This is a genomic window from Promicromonospora sp. NPDC019610 (assembly GCF_044389365.1).
Taxonomy (GTDB): Bacteria; Actinomycetota; Actinomycetes; order Actinomycetales; family Cellulomonadaceae; genus Promicromonospora.
Map to the genome: position 1 here is coordinate 517,393 of NZ_JBIRXX010000001.1, position 17,338 is coordinate 534,730.

Annotated in this window: 13 protein-coding genes; 3 read left to right on the top strand and 10 right to left on the bottom strand. The window is 75.7% G+C overall.

The window, feature by feature from the left end:
- Positions 1 to 57 precede the first annotated feature (57 nt).
- From ACH45N_RS02260 to ACH45N_RS02295, 8 genes are all read right to left on the bottom strand, one after another.
- On the bottom strand, positions 58 to 1,914 hold the full coding sequence (locus tag ACH45N_RS02260; protein ID WP_397390745.1) for a DNA-3-methyladenine glycosylase 2 family protein: 1,857 nt from the start codon (positions 1,912 to 1,914) through the stop codon (positions 58 to 60).
- 34 nt (positions 1,915 to 1,948) lie between these two features.
- Positions 1,949 to 2,542 carry a GNAT family N-acetyltransferase gene (locus ACH45N_RS02265; protein ID WP_397390747.1) on the bottom strand — a complete coding sequence of 198 codons (594 nt, stop codon included), beginning with the start codon at positions 2,540 to 2,542 and terminating at the stop codon, positions 1,949 to 1,951.
- A 67-nt stretch (positions 2,543 to 2,609) separates the two neighbouring features.
- Positions 2,610 to 6,995, bottom strand: coding sequence for an SCO7613 C-terminal domain-containing membrane protein (locus ACH45N_RS02270; RefSeq protein ID WP_397390749.1), 4,386 nt, complete (start codon positions 6,993 to 6,995; stop codon positions 2,610 to 2,612).
- A gap of 114 nt (positions 6,996 to 7,109) precedes the next feature.
- A complete protein-coding gene (locus ACH45N_RS02275) occupies positions 7,110 to 8,057 on the bottom strand; it encodes an alpha/beta hydrolase (protein WP_397390751.1) in 948 nt (315 codons plus the stop codon).
- Entirely contained in the window at positions 8,054 to 9,454 is a 1,401-nt protein-coding gene (locus tag ACH45N_RS02280; RefSeq protein ID WP_397390753.1) for an MFS transporter, read from the bottom strand. Before ACH45N_RS02280 ends, ACH45N_RS02275 begins: the two co-directional genes overlap by 4 nt.
- On the bottom strand, positions 9,451 to 10,107 hold the full coding sequence (locus tag ACH45N_RS02285; protein WP_397390755.1) for an ArsR/SmtB family transcription factor: 657 nt from the start codon (positions 10,105 to 10,107) through the stop codon (positions 9,451 to 9,453). The genes ACH45N_RS02280 and ACH45N_RS02285 overlap by 4 nt, the downstream gene beginning before the upstream one ends.
- Before the next feature lie 134 nt (positions 10,108 to 10,241).
- Entirely contained in the window at positions 10,242 to 11,003 is a 762-nt protein-coding gene (locus tag ACH45N_RS02290; RefSeq protein WP_397390757.1) for a sulfite exporter TauE/SafE family protein, read from the bottom strand.
- The gene (locus tag ACH45N_RS02295) at positions 11,000 to 11,713 is read right to left on the bottom strand and encodes a FadR/GntR family transcriptional regulator (RefSeq protein ID WP_397390759.1); all 714 of its coding nucleotides are present in this window, start codon (positions 11,711 to 11,713) and stop codon (positions 11,000 to 11,002) included. The genes ACH45N_RS02290 and ACH45N_RS02295 overlap by 4 nt, the downstream gene beginning before the upstream one ends.
- A 109-nt stretch (positions 11,714 to 11,822) precedes the next feature.
- On the opposite strand from ACH45N_RS02295, the gene ACH45N_RS02300 reads away from it, so the two are divergent.
- Genes ACH45N_RS02300 through ACH45N_RS02310 form a run of 3 tightly spaced genes read left to right on the top strand, consistent with a single transcriptional unit; the run spans position 11,823 to position 15,788 of the window.
- On the top strand, positions 11,823 to 13,145 hold the full coding sequence (locus ACH45N_RS02300) for an SLC13 family permease (RefSeq protein ID WP_397390761.1): 1,323 nt from the start codon (positions 11,823 to 11,825) through the stop codon (positions 13,143 to 13,145).
- Positions 13,146 to 13,158: 13 nt separating this feature from the next.
- Positions 13,159 to 14,355: a CaiB/BaiF CoA transferase family protein gene (locus ACH45N_RS02305; RefSeq protein ID WP_397390763.1), complete on the top strand. Its 1,197-nt coding sequence runs from the start codon at positions 13,159 to 13,161 to the stop codon at positions 14,353 to 14,355.
- Entirely contained in the window at positions 14,352 to 15,788 is a 1,437-nt protein-coding gene (locus tag ACH45N_RS02310; RefSeq protein ID WP_397390765.1) for a carboxyl transferase domain-containing protein, read from the top strand. Before ACH45N_RS02305 ends, ACH45N_RS02310 begins: the two co-directional genes overlap by 4 nt.
- 103 nt (positions 15,789 to 15,891) lie before the next feature.
- On the opposite strand, the gene ACH45N_RS02315 is transcribed toward ACH45N_RS02310, so the two are convergent.
- A complete protein-coding gene (locus ACH45N_RS02315) occupies positions 15,892 to 16,686 on the bottom strand; it encodes a sulfite exporter TauE/SafE family protein (protein WP_397390767.1) in 795 nt (264 codons plus the stop codon).
- Positions 16,670 to 17,227, bottom strand: coding sequence for a chloramphenicol phosphotransferase CPT (gene cpt, locus ACH45N_RS02320; protein ID WP_397390769.1), 558 nt, complete (start codon positions 17,225 to 17,227; stop codon positions 16,670 to 16,672). Before cpt ends, ACH45N_RS02315 begins: the two co-directional genes overlap by 17 nt.
- Between the last annotated feature and the right edge of the window lie 111 nt (positions 17,228 to 17,338).

Below are 17,338 nucleotides of genomic sequence, written 5' to 3' on the forward strand. Positions count from 1 at the left end.
CGAGGGTTCGAGCTGTCAGCCGCACAGGTCACCCGGGTGACCTGTGGGTCTGACACGTCAGGCGGAGCGCCAGAGGTGCATCGCGGCGTACGAGCGCCAGGGCGCCCAGGCCGCGCCGCGCAGGGCGAGCTCCTTGAACTGGTGGGGCCGGGACTCCTCGGCGGAGACCAGCCCGAGGTTGCGGGCCCCGGCGAGCAGCGCGACGTCGCCGTCCATCAGCACGTCCGGGTCGCCGAGCACGCGCAGCGCCACGTACCCCGCCGTCCACGGGCCGATGCCCGGCCGGGCCACGAGCCGACGCCGCAGGTCGTCGGGGTCGTCGCCGACGCTCAGGGTGAGGGTCCCGTCCGCGAGGTCGCGGGCCGCGCCGAGCACGGTCGCGAGCGTCCGGGCGGGCAGCCGGAGGTAGGCGGCACCGTCCAAGGCGGTCGGGCCTCCGTCGCCATGCGGGCCGCCGGCGCCGGCCGCGCGGCCGCTGCCCGCCGGGCCGTCCGCCCGGCCGCGCGGGTTGTCCTGCGGGGCCGGGGGACCGGCGATCTGGCGCGGTGTCGGGAACAGCAGACTGAGTCCCTCGAACGCCGAGACGTACGGGGTACCCACGCCCCTCGCCAGGCGCGACAGGTGCGTGCGCGCCGCGGCCACGCTGATCTGCTGGCCCACGATCGCGCGGACCAGCAGCTCGGCCGGGTCCAGCGTGCCCGGCACCCGGATTCCCGGCACGGCCTCGACCGACGGCGCGAGCACGGGGTCGGCCGCGAGCGAGGAGTCGACGGCGACCGGGTCGGCGTCCAGGTCGAGCAGCCGCCGCACGCGCGCGACGGCGACCGGCGCGTCCGCGAGGTCGGCGAGCTCGAGGTCCAGGTCGACGCGGCCGCTGCCGGGCCGGGGCACCCGCACCTCGAACGCCCCCGGTCCGTGCGGCAGGAGGACGGTGCGGGCGTACCGGAGCACGTGCGCGGCGGGTCGTGCGGGGCTCGATGGGGAGGGCGTTCCGTCCGCCCCGTCCGGGCCGGGGGTGCCGCCGCCGCCGTCCGCGCCGACGCCGCCGTCCGCGCCGACGCCGCCGTCCGCGCCGACGCCGCCGTCCGCGCCGCCGGTGCCCAGGTCCGCGGACTCCACCCCCTCGACGGCCCGGACGGCCAGGAACTCCAGCACGCCGCGCGCGTCGAACGGCTCGCGCACGGGCAGCGTGAGCGAGATCCGGACAGGTTCGCCGGCCGCTGTCGCGAGATCGGTCGGTTGCCCCGAGATCGGTCCGTCAACCGACCGAGCTCGCGACGTCCGACCGATCTCACGGGTGGCGCCCGCGCCGGCGCGGCCCGGCCGCCCCGGCCGCCGGGCCCGGGCGCGCAGCTCTGACGGCGTCGCGCCGAAGACCTCGGCCACGGTGTCGTTGAACTGCCGGATCGAGCCGAACCCGGCGGCGAACGCGACGTCGGCCAGGCGTAGCGAGGTGCCGACCAGGAGGGTGCGCGCCGTCTGCGCGCGCTGCGCCCGGGCGAGAGCCAGCGGCCCGGCGCCCAGCTCGCCGACCAGCAGCCGGTGGAGCTGTCGCTCGGAGTAGCCGAGCCGCTGCGCCAGGCCGGAGACGCCCTCGCGGTCGACCACGCCGTCGGCGACCAGGCGCATGGCGCGGCCCGTGAGGTCGCGGCGCAGGTCCCATGCGGGCGTGCCCGGGGCGGCCTCGGGGAGGCACCGCTTGCAGGCGCGGTAGCCGGCCTCGTGCGCGGCGGCGGACGTCAGGTAGAACGAGACGTTCTCGGCCTTCGGCGTGCGTGCCGGGCACGAGGGCCGGCAGTAGATCCCGGTGGTACGGACCGCGGTGTAGAACTGCCCGTCGAAGCGGGAGTCACGCGCGGCGATGGCGCGGTAGCGCTCGGTGAACGCGGGATCGCGGAGCTCGACGTCGGTCATGCCCACCATCCTGCGCCCCGTCCGGGCGCGGCGGCTAGCGGGATTCGGACACGGCAGTGAGCGCCGCCAGACGGGCCTCGAGGCCGTCGCGGACGCCGGGCCACTCGTGCGACAGGATCGAGAAGTACAGGGTGTCGCCCTCGGAACCGTCGGGGGCCACGCGGTGCGCGCGCAGCCGGCCCTCCTCCTGCGCACCGAGCTTGAGGATCGCCGCGCGGGACCGCGTGTTGCGCGCGTCGCAGCGCAGCGCCACGCGGCGCAGCCCCAGCTCCTCGAAGGCGTGCCCCAGCAGCATCAGCTTGCACGCCGGGTTGGTCGCGCCCGCCCACCAGTCCCGGCCGTAGAACGTCGAGCCGATCTCGACACGCCGCTGCCCGGGGTTGAGCTCGTAGAACCGGGTCGACCCGCGCACCGCGCCGTCGGACCCGAGCACCGCGAACGCGAGGTGGTCGGGGGCGGCGACCGCGGCGTCCACGTACGCCTCCATCGCGTCGGTCGTGTCGGGGAGCGCGGTGGTCATGCCGGCCCAGAGCTGGGCGTCGACCAGTGCGGCGAGGGCCGCCGCGTGGTCGCGGGTCAGCGGTTCGAGGCGGACGCCGTGGGTGGCGAGACGGAGGTCGTGCTGCATGCCGCCATCCCACCACGCGCGGGGTGCCCCGGGCCGCCGCGTCCGGCGCCCGGGACACGCGTCCCGCTCACCGCAGGTCGCGGAGGTACGCCGCCGCGCCCCCGTACCCCTCGGTCCGCCGCTCGTCCAGGGTGGCGATGATGAGCAGCACCCCGCCGGCCGCCGCGAGCGTGAGCATCCACGGCACCGCGGAGATCTCGGTCCCGAGCTGGCTGACGAACACGATCAGCACCTCGATCGGCAGCACCCAGACCCCCAGCAGGAACGGCGCCGCCAGCCCGCGGCGGGACCCGACCAGCACCCCGGTCAGGGCCACGGCGACGACGAGCACGGCCCGCCACGTCTGCGGGTCGGTGAAGGTCGCGAGCACCGAGGGCCCGAGCAGCGCCAGGATCCCGGGCCCCAGCAGGGCCCACGAGCCCGTCCAGCCCACGGGCCAGCCCACCAGGGTGCGCTCCGGCACCCGGGCGGAGTCGGGTCCGCCCACCTTGGTGCGCGCCTCCCACTCGCCGAGCGCGAAGCAGCCGGCCACGACGAGGCCCACGCCGAGCGGCACGGAGAACACCTCGACCCGCAGCTCCCGCGGCACCCAGGCCGCGATGCCCGCCGCCAGGGCGGCCATCCAGACGGCCCAGGACGGGACACCCGTGGTGTGGCCACGCAGCAGCCGCCGCGCGACGACCACGAGGAGCACGAGCAGCGCGACCTCCAGCGCCCAGAGCGTGCTGATGGCGCCCCAGTGCGGCTCGGTGTTGGCCACCGCCCCCACCGTGAGGAACAGCAGCGCGGGGACGCGGCCCGCGGTGTCGAGCGCGCGCAGCAGGCGGGCCGACGACACGCCCGTCCGGGCACCGCCGACGGCCACGAGGGCGAGCGCACCCGCCGCGAGGGCCCAGCCCAGCCCCGTCGCGAACCGGACGCCCGGGTCACCGACCGTGGATCCCGCCACCTGCAAGGACTCGACGGTCAGGCCCGCGCCCGCGAGCAGCACGGCGCCCGCCAGCAGGGTCCGGGCCCGTGCGGCCCACCCGGGGGACACGATCGGCCACCTCCGGAGCGCGCGGATCGCGAGCGTCAGGACCAGGCCGGTCACCAGCAGGACCCAGGCGCGCGGGTCCCCCGGCCTCGTGCCGAGGGCCAGCGTCAGGTCGCTCGGCACCAGCGCGAGCACGAGGCCGGCGGCGACGAGCCGCCACCCGTGCGTGCCGGCCCGCCGGGCGAGCAGCGCCCCGACGAGCACGGCGCCGACGGCGGGCGGGAGGGTGTAGGCCTCGACGAGCCGCACGCCACCGTCGGCCAGCGCGGTCCACGCCGCCGCCGTCGCGAGGGCACCGGCGGCCCACCAGGCGCGGGTGCGGTCGGGCTCGCGCGCCACGACCCCGGCGCCGACGGCGAGGAGCAGCAGCACCGCCACCGCGACGTCGGGCCCGGCGGCGGGGCGGCCGTAGGCCAGGCCGATCGTGATCGCGCCGGTGACCACCGCGCTCAGCTCGAGCACCCCGCGCACCAGCGCGCCGACGCCGCCGGCGTCCGGCACCCGGCGGGCGAGGAAGCCCGCCACGCGCGGCGCCCCGCCCGCGACGACGGCGACCGCCGCCGCGATCACGGGCAGCAGCACGGGCGAGCCGCTGAGCGGGAGCATCATGGCGCCCGCGCTCACGATCGCCACCGCGGTGGTGGGCAGCACCAGGCCCGCGGCCAGGACCCGGACGGCGGGCGCGAGCCCGGCCCGCCGGGTGAGCAGCAGCACGAGCTCCAGGAGCAGCATCGCGGCGGCCGCCCCGGCGGACCACCACGTGCGGTCGAGCACCACGGTGTACACCCCGAGCGCGAACGGCACGGCCGTCACGCCGAGCACCGCGGACCACTCGGCGCGGCCCACGCGCGTGTAGACGGTCACCGCGACCGCCGTCAGCGACGCCGCGGCCGACACGGTGCACACGGCGGCGACCCAGCCGAACCCGAGCCAGCCCAGCCAGACGCCGCCCACCACCAGCGCGTACGCGTACGCGCCGCCGACCAGGGCGGGGTGCGTGACGCGCGGCAGGGCCGCGCGCGCGGCCAGCGTCAGCGGCACGACGACGACGGCGGCGAGCAGCACCGTGGGCCGGCTCTGCCACGAGCCGACCGTCAGCAGCACGAGGGCGGCGCAGGCCGCGGTCAGCGCGGCCGGGCGCCAGGCCGCGCCCTCCTGCGAGCCCATCGCGGAGCCCCCGAGCCGCACCGTGAACCGCGTCGCCCGGCGCAGGCCGTCGGCCGCGGCCCGTACGGCGGTGACGGCGGTGCGCAGCCCGCGCCAGGAGCTCGCCGGCTCGGCCGTCGCCGCCAGCAGCACGGCCGCGAGGACCGCCAGCAGCGCGAGCGACGTCGTCGCGGCCAGCCGGGCGTGCACCGCGGCGGCGAGGCCGAGGCCCGCCGTCGCCCACGGCGCGAGGCCGCGGGCGGTCAGCACCAGGGGCGCGGGCGGACGCCCCGCCGCACCCGCAGCGACGCCGAGCCGGGACGCGGCCAGCACCAGGGCGGCCAGCACGAGCATGCCGAGCACGCTCAGCCCGCGGACATCCGCCGGCAGGAACGGACCGCCGAGCGGGGCGTCGCCCGGCGTCCGCGCCGGGGCGGCGCCGAGGGGACCCGTCACCACCTCCAGCACGCGCAGCGCGGACAGCCACACGGCCGGGACGGCCGAGAGCACCGCGACGAGCCAGGCCGCGAGCAGCAGGTCGGCACGCGTGCGGGCGGCGGGGACGAGCCCCCGCGCGCGGACGGCGACCAGCGCGGTCAGCGTCACCGCGAGCACCGCCCACGCGAGGCCGGCCGCCGCGGGCAGCACCCACAGGAACTCGATGTCGTCCCACTCCGTGAGGAACAGGGCGGCGACCGCGCCGAGCGACCCGGCGGCGAAGGTCCACCAGCGGCGGTGCGTGCCGCGCCGCAGCACGGCGGCGACGACGGCGGTGGCCGCCAGCACGGCGGCCGCCTCGGCGTTCCCGGGGAGGCCGGCGAGCGCTTCGTCCGGCGGTACCAGGAACGCGGTGCCGACGGCCAGCGCCACGCCCAGTGCCTGAGCCACCTCCAGCAGCCGGAGCTCGACCCGCAGCGTCGACCCGACGCGCGGCCCCGTGACCCGGGCGGCCGGCGGCCCCGCCAGCGTGGCCAGCGCGAGGAGCAGCGCGCCCGCGCAGACGGCCCACGGCAGCGTGCCGTCGTCGTCCGAGAGGGCGAGCGCCGCCGGGAACGCCGCGAAGGGCGCCGCGACCAGGCCGGTCGTGACCCAGGCGCGCACCCGCAGGGCGTGCCCGACGGTGACGGCGCCGACCGCGACGGCCGCCCACCAGACGGCGAAGGGCAGCATGCCGACGTCGGGCAGCGTGAACGTCGTGAGCAGGGCCGCGGGCAGCGCGACGGTGCGGACCACGCCCAGCACCCGCGACTCCCACCGGAGGGTGCCGCCGAGCCGTTCACCCGCCCGGAGCAGGACGCCGGTCGCGGCATGCGCCACGAGGCCCGCCGCGACCAGGGCGAGGATCCAGACCCACCGGGGCAGGCCGACGTCGGTGAGGCCTGTCGCGAGCAGCACCGGGACCAGCGGTGCCGCGACGGCCCCGGCGGCGACCCAGGACCGCACCCGCAGCCGGCTGCCGAGGAGCACGAGCGCGGGAGCGAGCAGCGCGAGCAGGGCCGCGCGCGCGAGGAAGGGCGCGACGCCGCCGAGCAGCCCCGCCTCCAGCCCGAGCTCCGCGCACACCCAGCCCAGCGCGACGGCCAGGGTCGCCACGGCCTCCGCCGACGAGCGCAGCCCGGCCCGGCGCATCAGCGCCGCCGCCACCACGGAGGCGACCGTGACCGCGAGCGTCGCCACGGTGCGCAGCACGAGCTGGTCGGCGAGCGTGAAGAACACGAAGACCACAGCGGAGACGGCCACCAGCGCGGCGCCGACCCCGGCGAGGATCGGCTGGAGGGCCACGGTGCTGCGCCGCCGCGCGGGACCGGCGACGGTGCCGGACGACGGGGCGGTGCCGCCCGCGGCGCCCTGTCCGGCCGAGGCGTCCGACCCGGCCGCCGGGACCGCACCTGCGGGCGTCGTGCGCGGCGCGCCGGGCGCCCCGGACGCGTCCGCCGTTCCGGCCGACACCGGGGCGGTCGAGCCTGTCGTCGGACGCGCAACACCCGAGCCGACCTGGCCGGCGCCGGCCGGGGCCGACCCGGCGGCCGCTCGCCGGGCGTACGCGGCCGCCGCGGGCTGCTCTGCGCGCATCTCGTCGAGGATCCGCTGTCGTTCCCGGATGGCCCGCTCGACGGTGAGCGAGGCCTCGTGCACCTCGATCCCGCGCCGGCCGCCGAGGTCGAGCGCGCAGGTCCCGCAGACGGTGTCGCGGAGGGCCGCGCCGCAGGCCGGACAGGACACGGTGTCGGGCAGACGCCGCAACGCATGACGTACCCACGTCTCTTCCATGGGCGGAAGCCTGGCGGAGCCGGACCCGACGAGGACAGCCCGGCACGCCAGGGATCGGTCACAGTTTCATGCCGAATGTGCGTTTCGCGCGTCTGGACGCGGTGTCCGGCAGCGTCAGACCGTGGCGTCCAGCCAGTCCAGCACCGTGGTCAGGTACTTCTCCCGGGCCGGCTTCGGGGACAGCGCGAGGTCGTGGGCGCCGCCCTCGATCACCGCGATCTCTACGGACGTCCCCAGTCGCGGCGCACGCGCGTGCATGTGCGCGACGTCGAGCACCACGTCCGTGCCGAGCTGCTCCGCGATGTCCCCGGCGTCGGACCCCGTCCGGCCGCTGGTGCACACGAGCACCGGGCACTGCACGGACAGCCCGCGGCCGACGGCGCGGTGCCCGCGGCGGATCGCCGCCAGCCAGCCGGCCCGCACCGGGAACCCCGCGTACGGCTTCCAGCGCAGGTCGTACTCCCACTCGCCGCCGTTGGTGACGTGCAGGGCCCGACCGTAGCCCTCGCCCAGCCGGGACACGACGAGCCGGGGCGAGACCCGGCCGAGCACGTAGACGGCCTGCGTGACCAGGGTGCGGTCGGACCAGCTCCCCTTGAGGTCGAGCCAGGGGCTGTTCAGCACCAGGGCGGTCACCCGGTCGGGCCGCGCGTTCGCGTACATCGAGGTGATGAGCCCGCCCGTCGAGTGCCCCAGGAGCACCAGCCCGGTGTGGCCGTCCTCGGCGATCACGCCGGCGGCCGCGTCGAGGTCCTGCGCGTAGAGCTCCAGACGGTTGACCATGTTGGCGTCGCGGCCCGCCGCCGTCCACGCGTCCATGGACCGCCCGTGGCCGCGCAGGTCGACGGCGTAGAACGGGTAGCCGCGCCCGGCGACGGCCTCGGCGAGGTGCCGCTGGAAGAAGTAGTCGGTGAACCCGTGGACGTAGAGCACGGGCGGGCGCCCGACCCCCGGCCCGTCGTCGGGCGCGTAGCGGACCAGGGTGGCCTCGGCGCCGCCCGGGAGGTGGAGCGTCCGCGCGTCGAAGCCCGCACCCAGCACGTCCTCGGTCCAGTCGTTCACCCGGCCAGTGTGCCCGACATGCGTGGCGCGCGGCCAGACAACATGCGCTCCCGGCGCAGCGCGGGCAGGAAGCAGAGGGCGCCCAGCGTGCTGAACACCCCGCCGATGATCATGGCCGCCTGGGTGGACAGCAGGCCCGCCGTCCAGCCGAGGGCGGGGGCGCCGAGCGAGTAGGCGGCGAACCCGACCATGGACGCCATCGAGAGCACCGTGGTGCGGTTCCGGGACTCGGCCTCACGGTGCAGCAGCGCCTGGTAGGCGGGCCCGCACGCGCCGTGCAGCCCGTAGGTCACGAGATACGCGGCGATCAGCCCGACCGGGCCGAGCGCGAGCCCCATCCACACCGTCCCCAGCCCGTTGAGCAGCCGCGCGACGATCGCCGTCCGGGCCACGCCGAGCCGGGGCGTGGCCAGGCCCGTCAGGGCCGCCCCGCCCGCGAAGACCGCCCAGCCGGCGGCCGCGGCCGGCCCGGAGACCGCGGCCCCGGCCTGCGTGCCGCCCAGGAGCTCGGAGAGCCGGATAGGCTGGAACGTCTCGAAGATCACCATCCCCACGCTCCAGAACACCTCGACGACCAGCAACCAGCGCAGCACGCGGTTGTCCCGCGCGAGGCGCAGGCCGTCGCGGACCACCCCGGGCGCCTGCCGCGCGGAGTCCAGCACCCGCGCGGCCAGGCCCGGCCTGCCCGGTGGGCCCGACGACGGCGCTGCCGGCAGGGCCGGCGTCGCCCCGGGGCCGTCCGCGGCGGCGTCGCCCGCCCCCGCGTCGGCCGCGGTGTCCGCCTCGGGCGGGTGCGCCGCGCCGCGCGGCGTCTCCCGGACCAGGACGACGACGGCGACCAGGTGCACGATCGCGAGCACCCCGTAGACCGCGTAGGGCAGCACGAGCGCGGACCACGCGCCCAGCGGGTGCCACCAGACGAGGGCGCCGGAGACCAGGGCCCCCGCGGCGATGACCACCCCCATCACCGTGCCCTGCGCGGCGAGCGGGCGGTCGACGTCGGCCCCCGGCTCGGTGGCGTGCACCGTGTCGACGAACCAGGCCTCCAGCGGGCCGGAGTCGAGCGCCCGGAACATGCCGGTGACCGCGGCGGCGAGGGCGAAGGCCCAGAAGGACTGCGCGGTGAGGAACAGGGCGGCGGCCGCCACCTGCAGCACGGCGGCCGCGACGAGCATCGGCCGCCGGCCGAGCGAGTCGGCCAGGCCCGCCGTCGGCAGCTCCAGCGCGAAGACGACGAAGCCGGCGACGGACAGTGCCGTGAGCGCCTGCGGCACCGACAGCCCGCGCTCGATCGGCAGCAGCGTGGTGACCGTGACGACCAGCCCGACGGGGAACCAGCGGGTCAGGGTCAGCAGCAGGAAGACCTGCCGGGCGCGGCGCGGGGTCAGGGGGGTCATGACCGGTCCGTCCCGGCGGCGCCGTCGGGCGTGGTGCCGGGCTCGGGCGCGGCGTCGGGTCCGGCCTCGGGCACACCGATGCCCGGGACGTCGTCCGGCTCCAAGGGGAACGCAGCCTGCCAGAACTGCACGCGCCGGGCGTCCGGGGCGGGCTCGGCGTCGCGGTAGCGCTCCAGCACCGCGTCGATGTCGCGGCGGAGCGCCTGGAGCTGCTCGGGGTTCACGGTCACCCAGGCGTCGCCCTGGCCGGTGGCGTCCTGCCAGTCGGTGGGCCAGGCCTCCGCGACGTCGAGCCAGTGCCCGAAGTCGGTGGTGAACAGGCGCAGGTAGTCCCGCTCCAGCCAGCCGAGCGCGGTGGCGGCGTCCTCGTCGCGGGCCAGCTCCGAGCGCTCCCAGCTGTGCGAGCTGGTGGCGGCGCGCCACAGGCGCTGCTTGCCGGCGCCGTCACCGGTGTCCGCGACCAGGCCGACCGACTCCAGCTTGCGCAGGTGGTAGCTGGTGGCGCCGGTGTTGGTGCTCAGCGCGTTCGCGAGCGTGGTGGCCGTCGCGGGCCCGCCGCGCCGCAGGGCGCCCAGCAGGCGTGACCGGAGCGGGTGGGCGAGCACCTTGACGGCCTCGGGGGTGAGGCGAAAGTCGTCCTGGGGAGCGGTCATACGTGCACAGTAGGCGTGCACACCTTCTATGCACAAGAGTCATGCACAAAAAGTGTGCACAGACGTCAGAGCTCGGCCCGGTGCGGAACCGCGGTGTGCGGCTCGGGCCCGAGCCGAAGAGATCTGGAAGAGAGTCAGAAGAGCATGACGACGGCGGTCACGACGCCGGCGATCACCACGAGCACCCGGAACACGCTCGGCGGCATCCTGCGGCCGAGGCGCGCGCCCACGTACCCACCCACCACGGAGCCCGCGGCCAGCAGCCCGATCGCGAGCCAGTCCAGGTCGGCGACGACCACGAAGATGACCGTGGCGACCAGGTTCGCGGCGAGCAGCGCCACCGTGCGCAGCGCGTTGATGTTGCGCACCGCGAGGTCGGTCCCGAGCCCCAGCACCGCCGCCATCATGACGCCGGCCCCGGCGCCGAAGTAGCCCCCGTACACGCCGGTCAGCACCGAGAACACGACCGTCGCCGGCGACATGCCGTGCCGCAGCCGGGTCGGCTCGTCGCGGGTGCGCCGCAGCCACCGACTGATCCAGGGCTGCACGCCCACCAGCAGGCAGGAGGTCAGGATGAGCCAGGGCACGATCGCCTCGAACACGCCCGGCGGGAGCGCGAGCAGCAGCACGGCCCCACCCACGGACCCGACGGCGCAGGTGACCAGCACGATCACCGCGACGCGCGGGTGCTCCCGCAGCTCCTGGCGGTAGCCGAACGACCCGCTCAGCCCGGCGGGCACCAGGCCCACGGTGTTCGACGCGTTCGCGACCACGGGCGGCAGGCCCACGGCCAGGAGCACGGGGAAGCTCAGCAGCGAGGCGACGCCGACGGTGGTGGACAGCACGCCCGCGCCGAATCCCGCACCGAGGACGGCGAGGTGCTCCCAGCCGGTCACCGCTCGTCCTCCCGCAGCAGGGCCACGTCGCTGACCATCTCGACGTGCGCGTGCATGGCGGCGGCGGCGCCCTCCGGGTCCTGCGCGCGGATGGCGTCCGCGATGGCCCGGTGCCCGGTCAGGGAGTTGCGCGGCCGGCCCGGCTGCGAGAGCGACTCGATGCGGCTCTCGCGGATCAGGCTGGCGATCTCCCGCATCGTCCGGGCCAGCAGGTCGGAGTGCGCCGCGGCGGTCACCGCCGCGTGGAACTGCTCGTCGGCGTCCACCCCCCGGTCCCCGTGCTCGATGGACGCCGCCATGGCGTCCAGGGAGGCGTCGATGGCGACGAGGTCGTCCTCGGTGCGGCGCCGCGCGGCCAGGGCGGCGATCTTGGTCTCCAGCGCGTCCCGGATGTCGATGATCTCGGGCATGCGGTCGGCGTGCGCGCGGATGGCCTCGACGATGCGGCTCTCGCTGTGCTTGCCGGTCAGCACGGTGCCGTCGCCGTGCCGCACCACCACGACGCCCACCACCTCGAGCGCCACGAGCGCCTGGCTGAGGGTCGCGCGGCTGACGCCGAGCCGGGCGGCGAGCTCCCGCTCCGGGGGCAGCCGGTCGCCGGCTTTCAGCCCGTTCTGGCTGATCCACGTGGTGATCTGCTCCGCGACCTGCTCGTAGAGGCGGGTGCGGGCCAGCGGGGTCGGCAGTTCGGCGGAAGCCTTCGGGGTCACAACCCTGAGGATACTTGACAGAAAGGACACTGGCCTATTGGCTAGGCCACTGATCCATCGTGCCTCGTCGGTCAACGGTGACCGCCGCGATGGAGACAGAGGAGTTCTCATGGGTCCTGAGTGGATCGCGATCATCGCGCTCGTCGCGTTGTTCGTCGCCGGGACAGTCCTGCCGATCAACATGGGCGCGCTCGCCTATGTCGCGGCGTGGTTTGTCGGCGTCTTCGCCCTGAACATGGACGAGAAGGAGGTGCTGGGCGGGATCAGCGCCGATCTCGTCCTGACGCTCATCGGCGTCACGTACCTGTTCTCGATCGCCAAGAACAACGGGACCGTCGATCTCATCGTGTCCCAGGCCGTCCGCGCCGTCGGCGGCCGGGTGGCGCTCATCCCCTGGGTCATGTTCGCCGTGACCGCGCTGCTCACCGCGATCGGCGCCGCCAGCCCCGCGGCCTGCGCCATCATCGGCCCGGTCGCGCTCGGGTTCGCCCGCCGCTACAAGATCAACCCGCTCATGATGGGCATGTTCGTGGTGCACGGCGCCCAGGGCGGCGGGTTCTCCCCGATCAGCATCTACGGCACCATCACCAACTCGGTCATGGCCGACGTCGGCTACGAGGGCACCGAGATGGGCGTCTTCGTCGCCTCGCTCGCGATCAACACCGCGATGGCCGTGGTCCTGTTCCTCGCGCTCGGCGGCCGCCAGCTCGTGAACGAGCGGGTCGACCCCGCCGACGCCTCCGGGCACCTCGTCGACGACCTGCACGCGGGCGGTACCTCCGTCACCGTCAGCGGCCAGGGCGCGGGCATCTCGACCACCACGCGCGGGCTCGGCGTGCGCCGCGACCACGTGCTGACCCTCGTCGCCTTCGCCGCCGTCGCCACGACGGCGCTCGCGTTCGACCAGAACATCGGTTTCGTCTCCATCACCGCCGCCGTCGCGCTGGCCATGCTCTCCCCGCACCAGCACAAGGACGCCGTCAAGCAGATCGCCTGGCCCACCGTGCTGCTGGTCGCGGGCGTGAGCACCTACGCCGCCATCCTCACCGCGTCCGGCGCGCCCGAGTACATCGGCACCTGGGCCGCGGGCCTCGGCGTCGCGGCCGTCGGCGCGCTCGTCCTCTGCTACGTGGGCGGGATCGTCTCGGCCTTCGCGTCGTCGACGGCGCTGCTGCCGGTGATCATCCCGATCGCCGTACCGCTCATCGCGGCCGGGGGCGTGAGCCCCTGGGCGATGGCCGCCGCCCTGGCCGTCTCGTCGACCATCGTCGACGTCAGCCCCTTCTCCACGAACGGAGCCCTGATGCTCGCCAACCGTCCGGACACGATCTCCGAGCAGGCCTACTACAAGCAGATCCTCGGCTACGCCGTCATCGTCACCCTCGTGGGCCCGCTGCTGGTCTGGGCCATCCTCGTCCTGCCGGGCTGGTGAGCACGTGAGCACCATGACCGGACCCCTGACCGACGTCGTCGTCGTCGACCTCTCCCGCGCCCTGGCCGGGCCGCACGCCACCATGATGCTCGGCGACCTGGGCGCGCGTGTCGTCAAGGTGGAGGTGCCCGAGCGGGGCGACGACACGCGCGGCTGGGGCCCGCCGTTCGTCGGTGCGGAGGACGCGCGCGAGTCGACGTACTTCCTCTCCGCGAACCGCAACAAGGAGTCCATCGCGCTCGACCTCAAGGCCGACGCCGACCGGACGACCCTGCTCGACCTCGTCGACCGCGCCGACGTTCTCGTGGAGAACTTCCGGCCCGGCGTCCTGGACCGGCTCGGCCTCGGCGTCGAGACCCTGCTGGAGCGCAACCCGCGCCTGGTGGTGCTCTCGATCACCGGGTTCGGGCACGACGGGCCCGAGGGCGGCCGGGCCGGGTACGACCAGATCGCCCAGGGCGAGGCCGGCCTCATGTCCCTGACGGGCTCCGGCCCGGACGACCCGCAGCGCGTGGGCGTGCCGATCGGCGACCTGCTCGCCGGGATCTACGGTGCGTACGGCGTGCTGGCGGCACTGCACGAGCGGCACCGCACCGGCGTCGGCCAGGTGGTGCGCACGTCGCTGCTGGCCGCCGTCACCGGGGTGCACGCCTTCCAGGGCACGCGGTGGACGGTCGCCGGGGAGGTGGGGCGCGCGCAGGGCAACCACCACCCTTCCATCGCGCCGTACGGCCTGTTCCGCTGCCGTGACGGCGCCGTCCAGATCGCCGTCGGGTCCGAGGCGCTGTGGCAGCGGTTCTGCCTCGCGTTCGGGCTCGACGCCGACGCCGAGGGCCTGCGGGACAACTCCGGGCGGGTGGCCCGCCGCGACCAGGTGATCAAGCTGGTCGAGGACGCGTTCGAGCCCTACGACGCCGACGCCCTGCTGACCAAGCTCTCCGACGCCGGGGTCCCGGCGGGCCGGGTGCGTACGCTCGACGAGGTGTACACCTGGGAGCAGACGGCGAGCCAGGGGCTGCTCGTCGACGTCGAGCACACGAGCCTCGGCCGGCTCACCCTGCCCGGCCCGCCGCTGCGGTTCTTCGACGCCGACGGCGCCGAGGTCACGCGCCGCGAGCACCGCGCGCCGCCCGTGCTGGACGAGCACGCCGCCCGTATCCGGGCGTGGCTCGACGCGCCGGGCGGGCGCGGGCCGGAGACCGGTCCGTGACCCGCCGCTGGACGGCGCGCGAGCTGCTCGACCTGGTGCTCGACGCCGACAGCTTCGAGTCCTGGGACGAGCCGGTCGACACCTCCGGCCACCCGGCGGAGTACCGCGCCGTGCTGGCCGCCGCGGCCGAGAAGGCCGGCACCGACGAGTCCGTGCTCACCGGCCGGGGGCGGGTGCGCGGGCGGCCCGTGGTGGTCGTCGTCAACGAGTTCCGGTTCCTCGGCGGATCCATCGGCCGGGCCGCCGCGCGACGCATCACCGCAGCCGTCCGGCGCGCGACGGCGGAGCGCCTGCCCGTCCTGGCCACGACGGCGTCGGGCGGTACGCGGATGCAGGAGGGCACGCCCGCGTTCCTCCGGATGGTCGAGATCTCGCGCGCCGTCATGGCGCACCGCGACGCCGGCCTGCCCTACCTCGTCTACCTGCGGCATCCCACGACCGGCGGCGTCTACGCGTCCTGGGGCTCGCTCGCCCACCTCACCGTCGCCGAGCCGGGTGCCCTCATCGGGTTCCTCGGCCCGCGCGTGGTCGAGGCGCTGACCGGCAAGGCGCTGCCCGACGGCGTGCAGTCCGCCGAGAACCTCGCCGCCAAGGGCGTGCTCGACGGCGTCGTCACGCCCGAGAGCCTGCCCGCGCTGGTCGAGCGGGCGCTCGCGGTGCTGGTCGACCCGCCGTCGCCGGCCACGCTGCCGCGCCGGACGGGTGAGCCGTCCGGGACGACGTCCGCCTGGGACTCCGTGCTGCGCACCCGCGCCGCGGGCCGCGTGGGCGTGCGCGACCTGCTGCGCCACGGGGCCTCGGGGACCGTACGGCTCTCCGGCACGGACGAGGGCGAGCGGGACGAGTCGATGCTGGTCGCGCTCACGCGGCTCGACGGCCGGCCGTGCCTGGTCGTCGGCCAGGACCGCAGCCGGCAGACCGAGAGCACCCCCATGGGCCCGGCCGCGCTGCGCGTGGCCCGGCGCGCGATGGGGCTGGCCGAGGAGCTGCGGCTGCCCCTCGTCGCCGTGATCGACACCCCCGGGGCCGAGCTCTCGCAGGCCGCCGAGGAGGGCGCGCTCGCCGGCGAGATCGCGCGCTGCATGGCGGCGCTGACCCGGATGACCGTGCCGACGCTGTCCGTGATCCTCGGCCAGGGCTGCGGCGGCGGGGCGCTCGCGCTGTTGCCCGCGCAGGCGGTCATCGCGGCGGAGCACGCCTGGCTGTCGCCGCTGCCGCCCGAGGGCGCGAGCGTCATCGTGCACGGGGACACCACGCACGCGGCCGAGCTGGCCGAGGCGCAACACATCCGGGCGGTGGACCTGCTCGCCGAGGGCGCGGTGCAGCGCGTGGTGCCGGAGCACGACGACGACACGGTGCCGGACATCGCCCGCGCCGTCGCCGCGGAGTGCGCGGCGGTGCTGGCGGGGCTGGCCGGGCCGGCTGCCGCGTGAGTGATCGGCAGTTTCGGGTGGTCGGCAGAAGGTCAGGTGGTCGGCAGCTCGAACTACCGATCACCTGACCTTCTGCCGACCGCCCGAACTACCGACCACGCAGCTAGCGCTTCTCCAGCGCCTTGCGGATCTGCTGGACCAGGGCGAACACCAGGAGCGCGGCGAAGGCGATCGAGGCGACGCTGTCGGGCAGCACCACCGACAGGCTCGCGCCGCCGAACGAGAACACCGACGCGACCAGGCCGATGATGGCCGCCGTCTTGAGGTGCACCAGGCCGTTGCGCGCGTTGACCCATGTGCCGGAGACGGCGGTGGGGATCATCGCGACCAGCGACGTGCCCTTGGCGAGCGCGGGGGCGAAGTCGAACAGCGCGGACAGCCCCGGCACCGCGATCTGGCCGCCGCCGATGCCGAGCAGGCCCGACGCGATGCCCATGACGAGGCCGAGCCCGACCATGCCCGCGCCGTCGAGCAGGCTGGGGATCCCCTGCGCCGTGCTGACCGACGGCGGGTCGGCGAACGCGTCGAGCAGGGAGCGCACGATGCCCGCGACGAGCACGCCGACGAACAGCCAGCGCAGCAGGGTCTCCGGTACGCGCGCGAGCAGCCGCGCGCCGTAGGCCGCGCCGACCACGGAGCCGACCACGAGCAGCGCGGCCGAGATCAGGTCGACCGCCTGGTGGGTCAGGTACGGGATGGAGCCGACGATCGCCGCCGGCAGGATCGCCGCGAGCGAGTAGGCGCTGGCCCGGCGCTGCGTGAGGCCGCCGAGCGAGGTCAGGAGCGGCACCATCACGATGCCGCCGCCCAGGCCGAACAGCCCCGAGAAGGACCCGCCGACGATCCCCACGAGGACGGCGCGGGGTGGGGTCAGGGAGTCGTCAGTCTGCTCGGTCACCCCGTGATGATCTCAGGTGTGCGGCGATGGTCCGCGCACAGTCCAGCGACCCGGTGCCCGTGGTGTCGACCTCCAGGTCGTACCGGACGCCCCGGTGGACGACGTCGGCCTGCTGCGCGGCCATGCCCGTGACCCGGTCGCCGCGGGCGGCCTCGCGCCGTGCGGCGACCGCGGGGTCGCACCGCACGCCCACCCAGAGCGTCGGTACGTCGCCCAGCGCGTCGAGCCAGCGGCGCTGGGACCGGGCGCCGCCGAGGAACACGTCGTCGACCACGAGGTGCGCGCCGGCCCGTGCCATGGCGACCAGCCCGGCGATCCAGGCGTCCTGCAGCGCCATGAAGTCCTGGCCGACGGCGACGCCCCCGTCGTCGGCGAACCCGATCCCGTCGCCGCCGGCCGTCAGCCGTGCGGGCATCGCGTCGACCAGGGTGTCGATGCTGAGCGAGAGCCAGGGCTCGGGCAGCACGGCCTGGAGGTCGCGGGCGATCGCGGACTTTCCCGAGCTGGACCCGCCGTTGAGGACGATGACCTGGGTGCTCATGCCGCCACCGTACGAGTGTGGGTGAGGCGCGCTACAGTGATTATCAAGTTGAGTGGAATAGGCTCAACTTTGAGACGGTTTCACCTGGGTAGAACTGAGCCCACTTTCACC

What these genes read in the sequence shown, in the direction of transcription:
- ACH45N_RS02260 (WP_397390745.1), bottom strand. Translation starts at nt 1,914, where the DNA reads ATGACCGACGTCGAGCTCCGCGATCCCGCGTTCACCGAGCGCTACCGC.
- ACH45N_RS02265 (WP_397390747.1), bottom strand. Translation starts at nt 2,542, where the DNA reads ATGCAGCACGACCTCCGTCTCGCCACCCACGGCGTCCGCCTCGAACCG.
- ACH45N_RS02270 (WP_397390749.1), bottom strand. Translation starts at nt 6,995, where the DNA reads ATGGAAGAGACGTGGGTACGTCATGCGTTGCGGCGTCTGCCCGACACC.
- ACH45N_RS02280 (WP_397390753.1), bottom strand. Translation starts at nt 9,454, where the DNA reads ATGACCCCCCTGACCCCGCGCCGCGCCCGGCAGGTCTTCCTGCTGCTG.
- ACH45N_RS02285 (WP_397390755.1), bottom strand. Translation starts at nt 10,107, where the DNA reads ATGACCGCTCCCCAGGACGACTTTCGCCTCACCCCCGAGGCCGTCAAG.
- ACH45N_RS02300 (WP_397390761.1), top strand. Translation starts at nt 11,823, where the DNA reads ATGGGTCCTGAGTGGATCGCGATCATCGCGCTCGTCGCGTTGTTCGTC.
- ACH45N_RS02305 (WP_397390763.1), top strand. Translation starts at nt 13,159, where the DNA reads ATGACCGGACCCCTGACCGACGTCGTCGTCGTCGACCTCTCCCGCGCC.
- cpt (WP_397390769.1), bottom strand. Translation starts at nt 17,227, where the DNA reads ATGAGCACCCAGGTCATCGTCCTCAACGGCGGGTCCAGCTCGGGAAAG.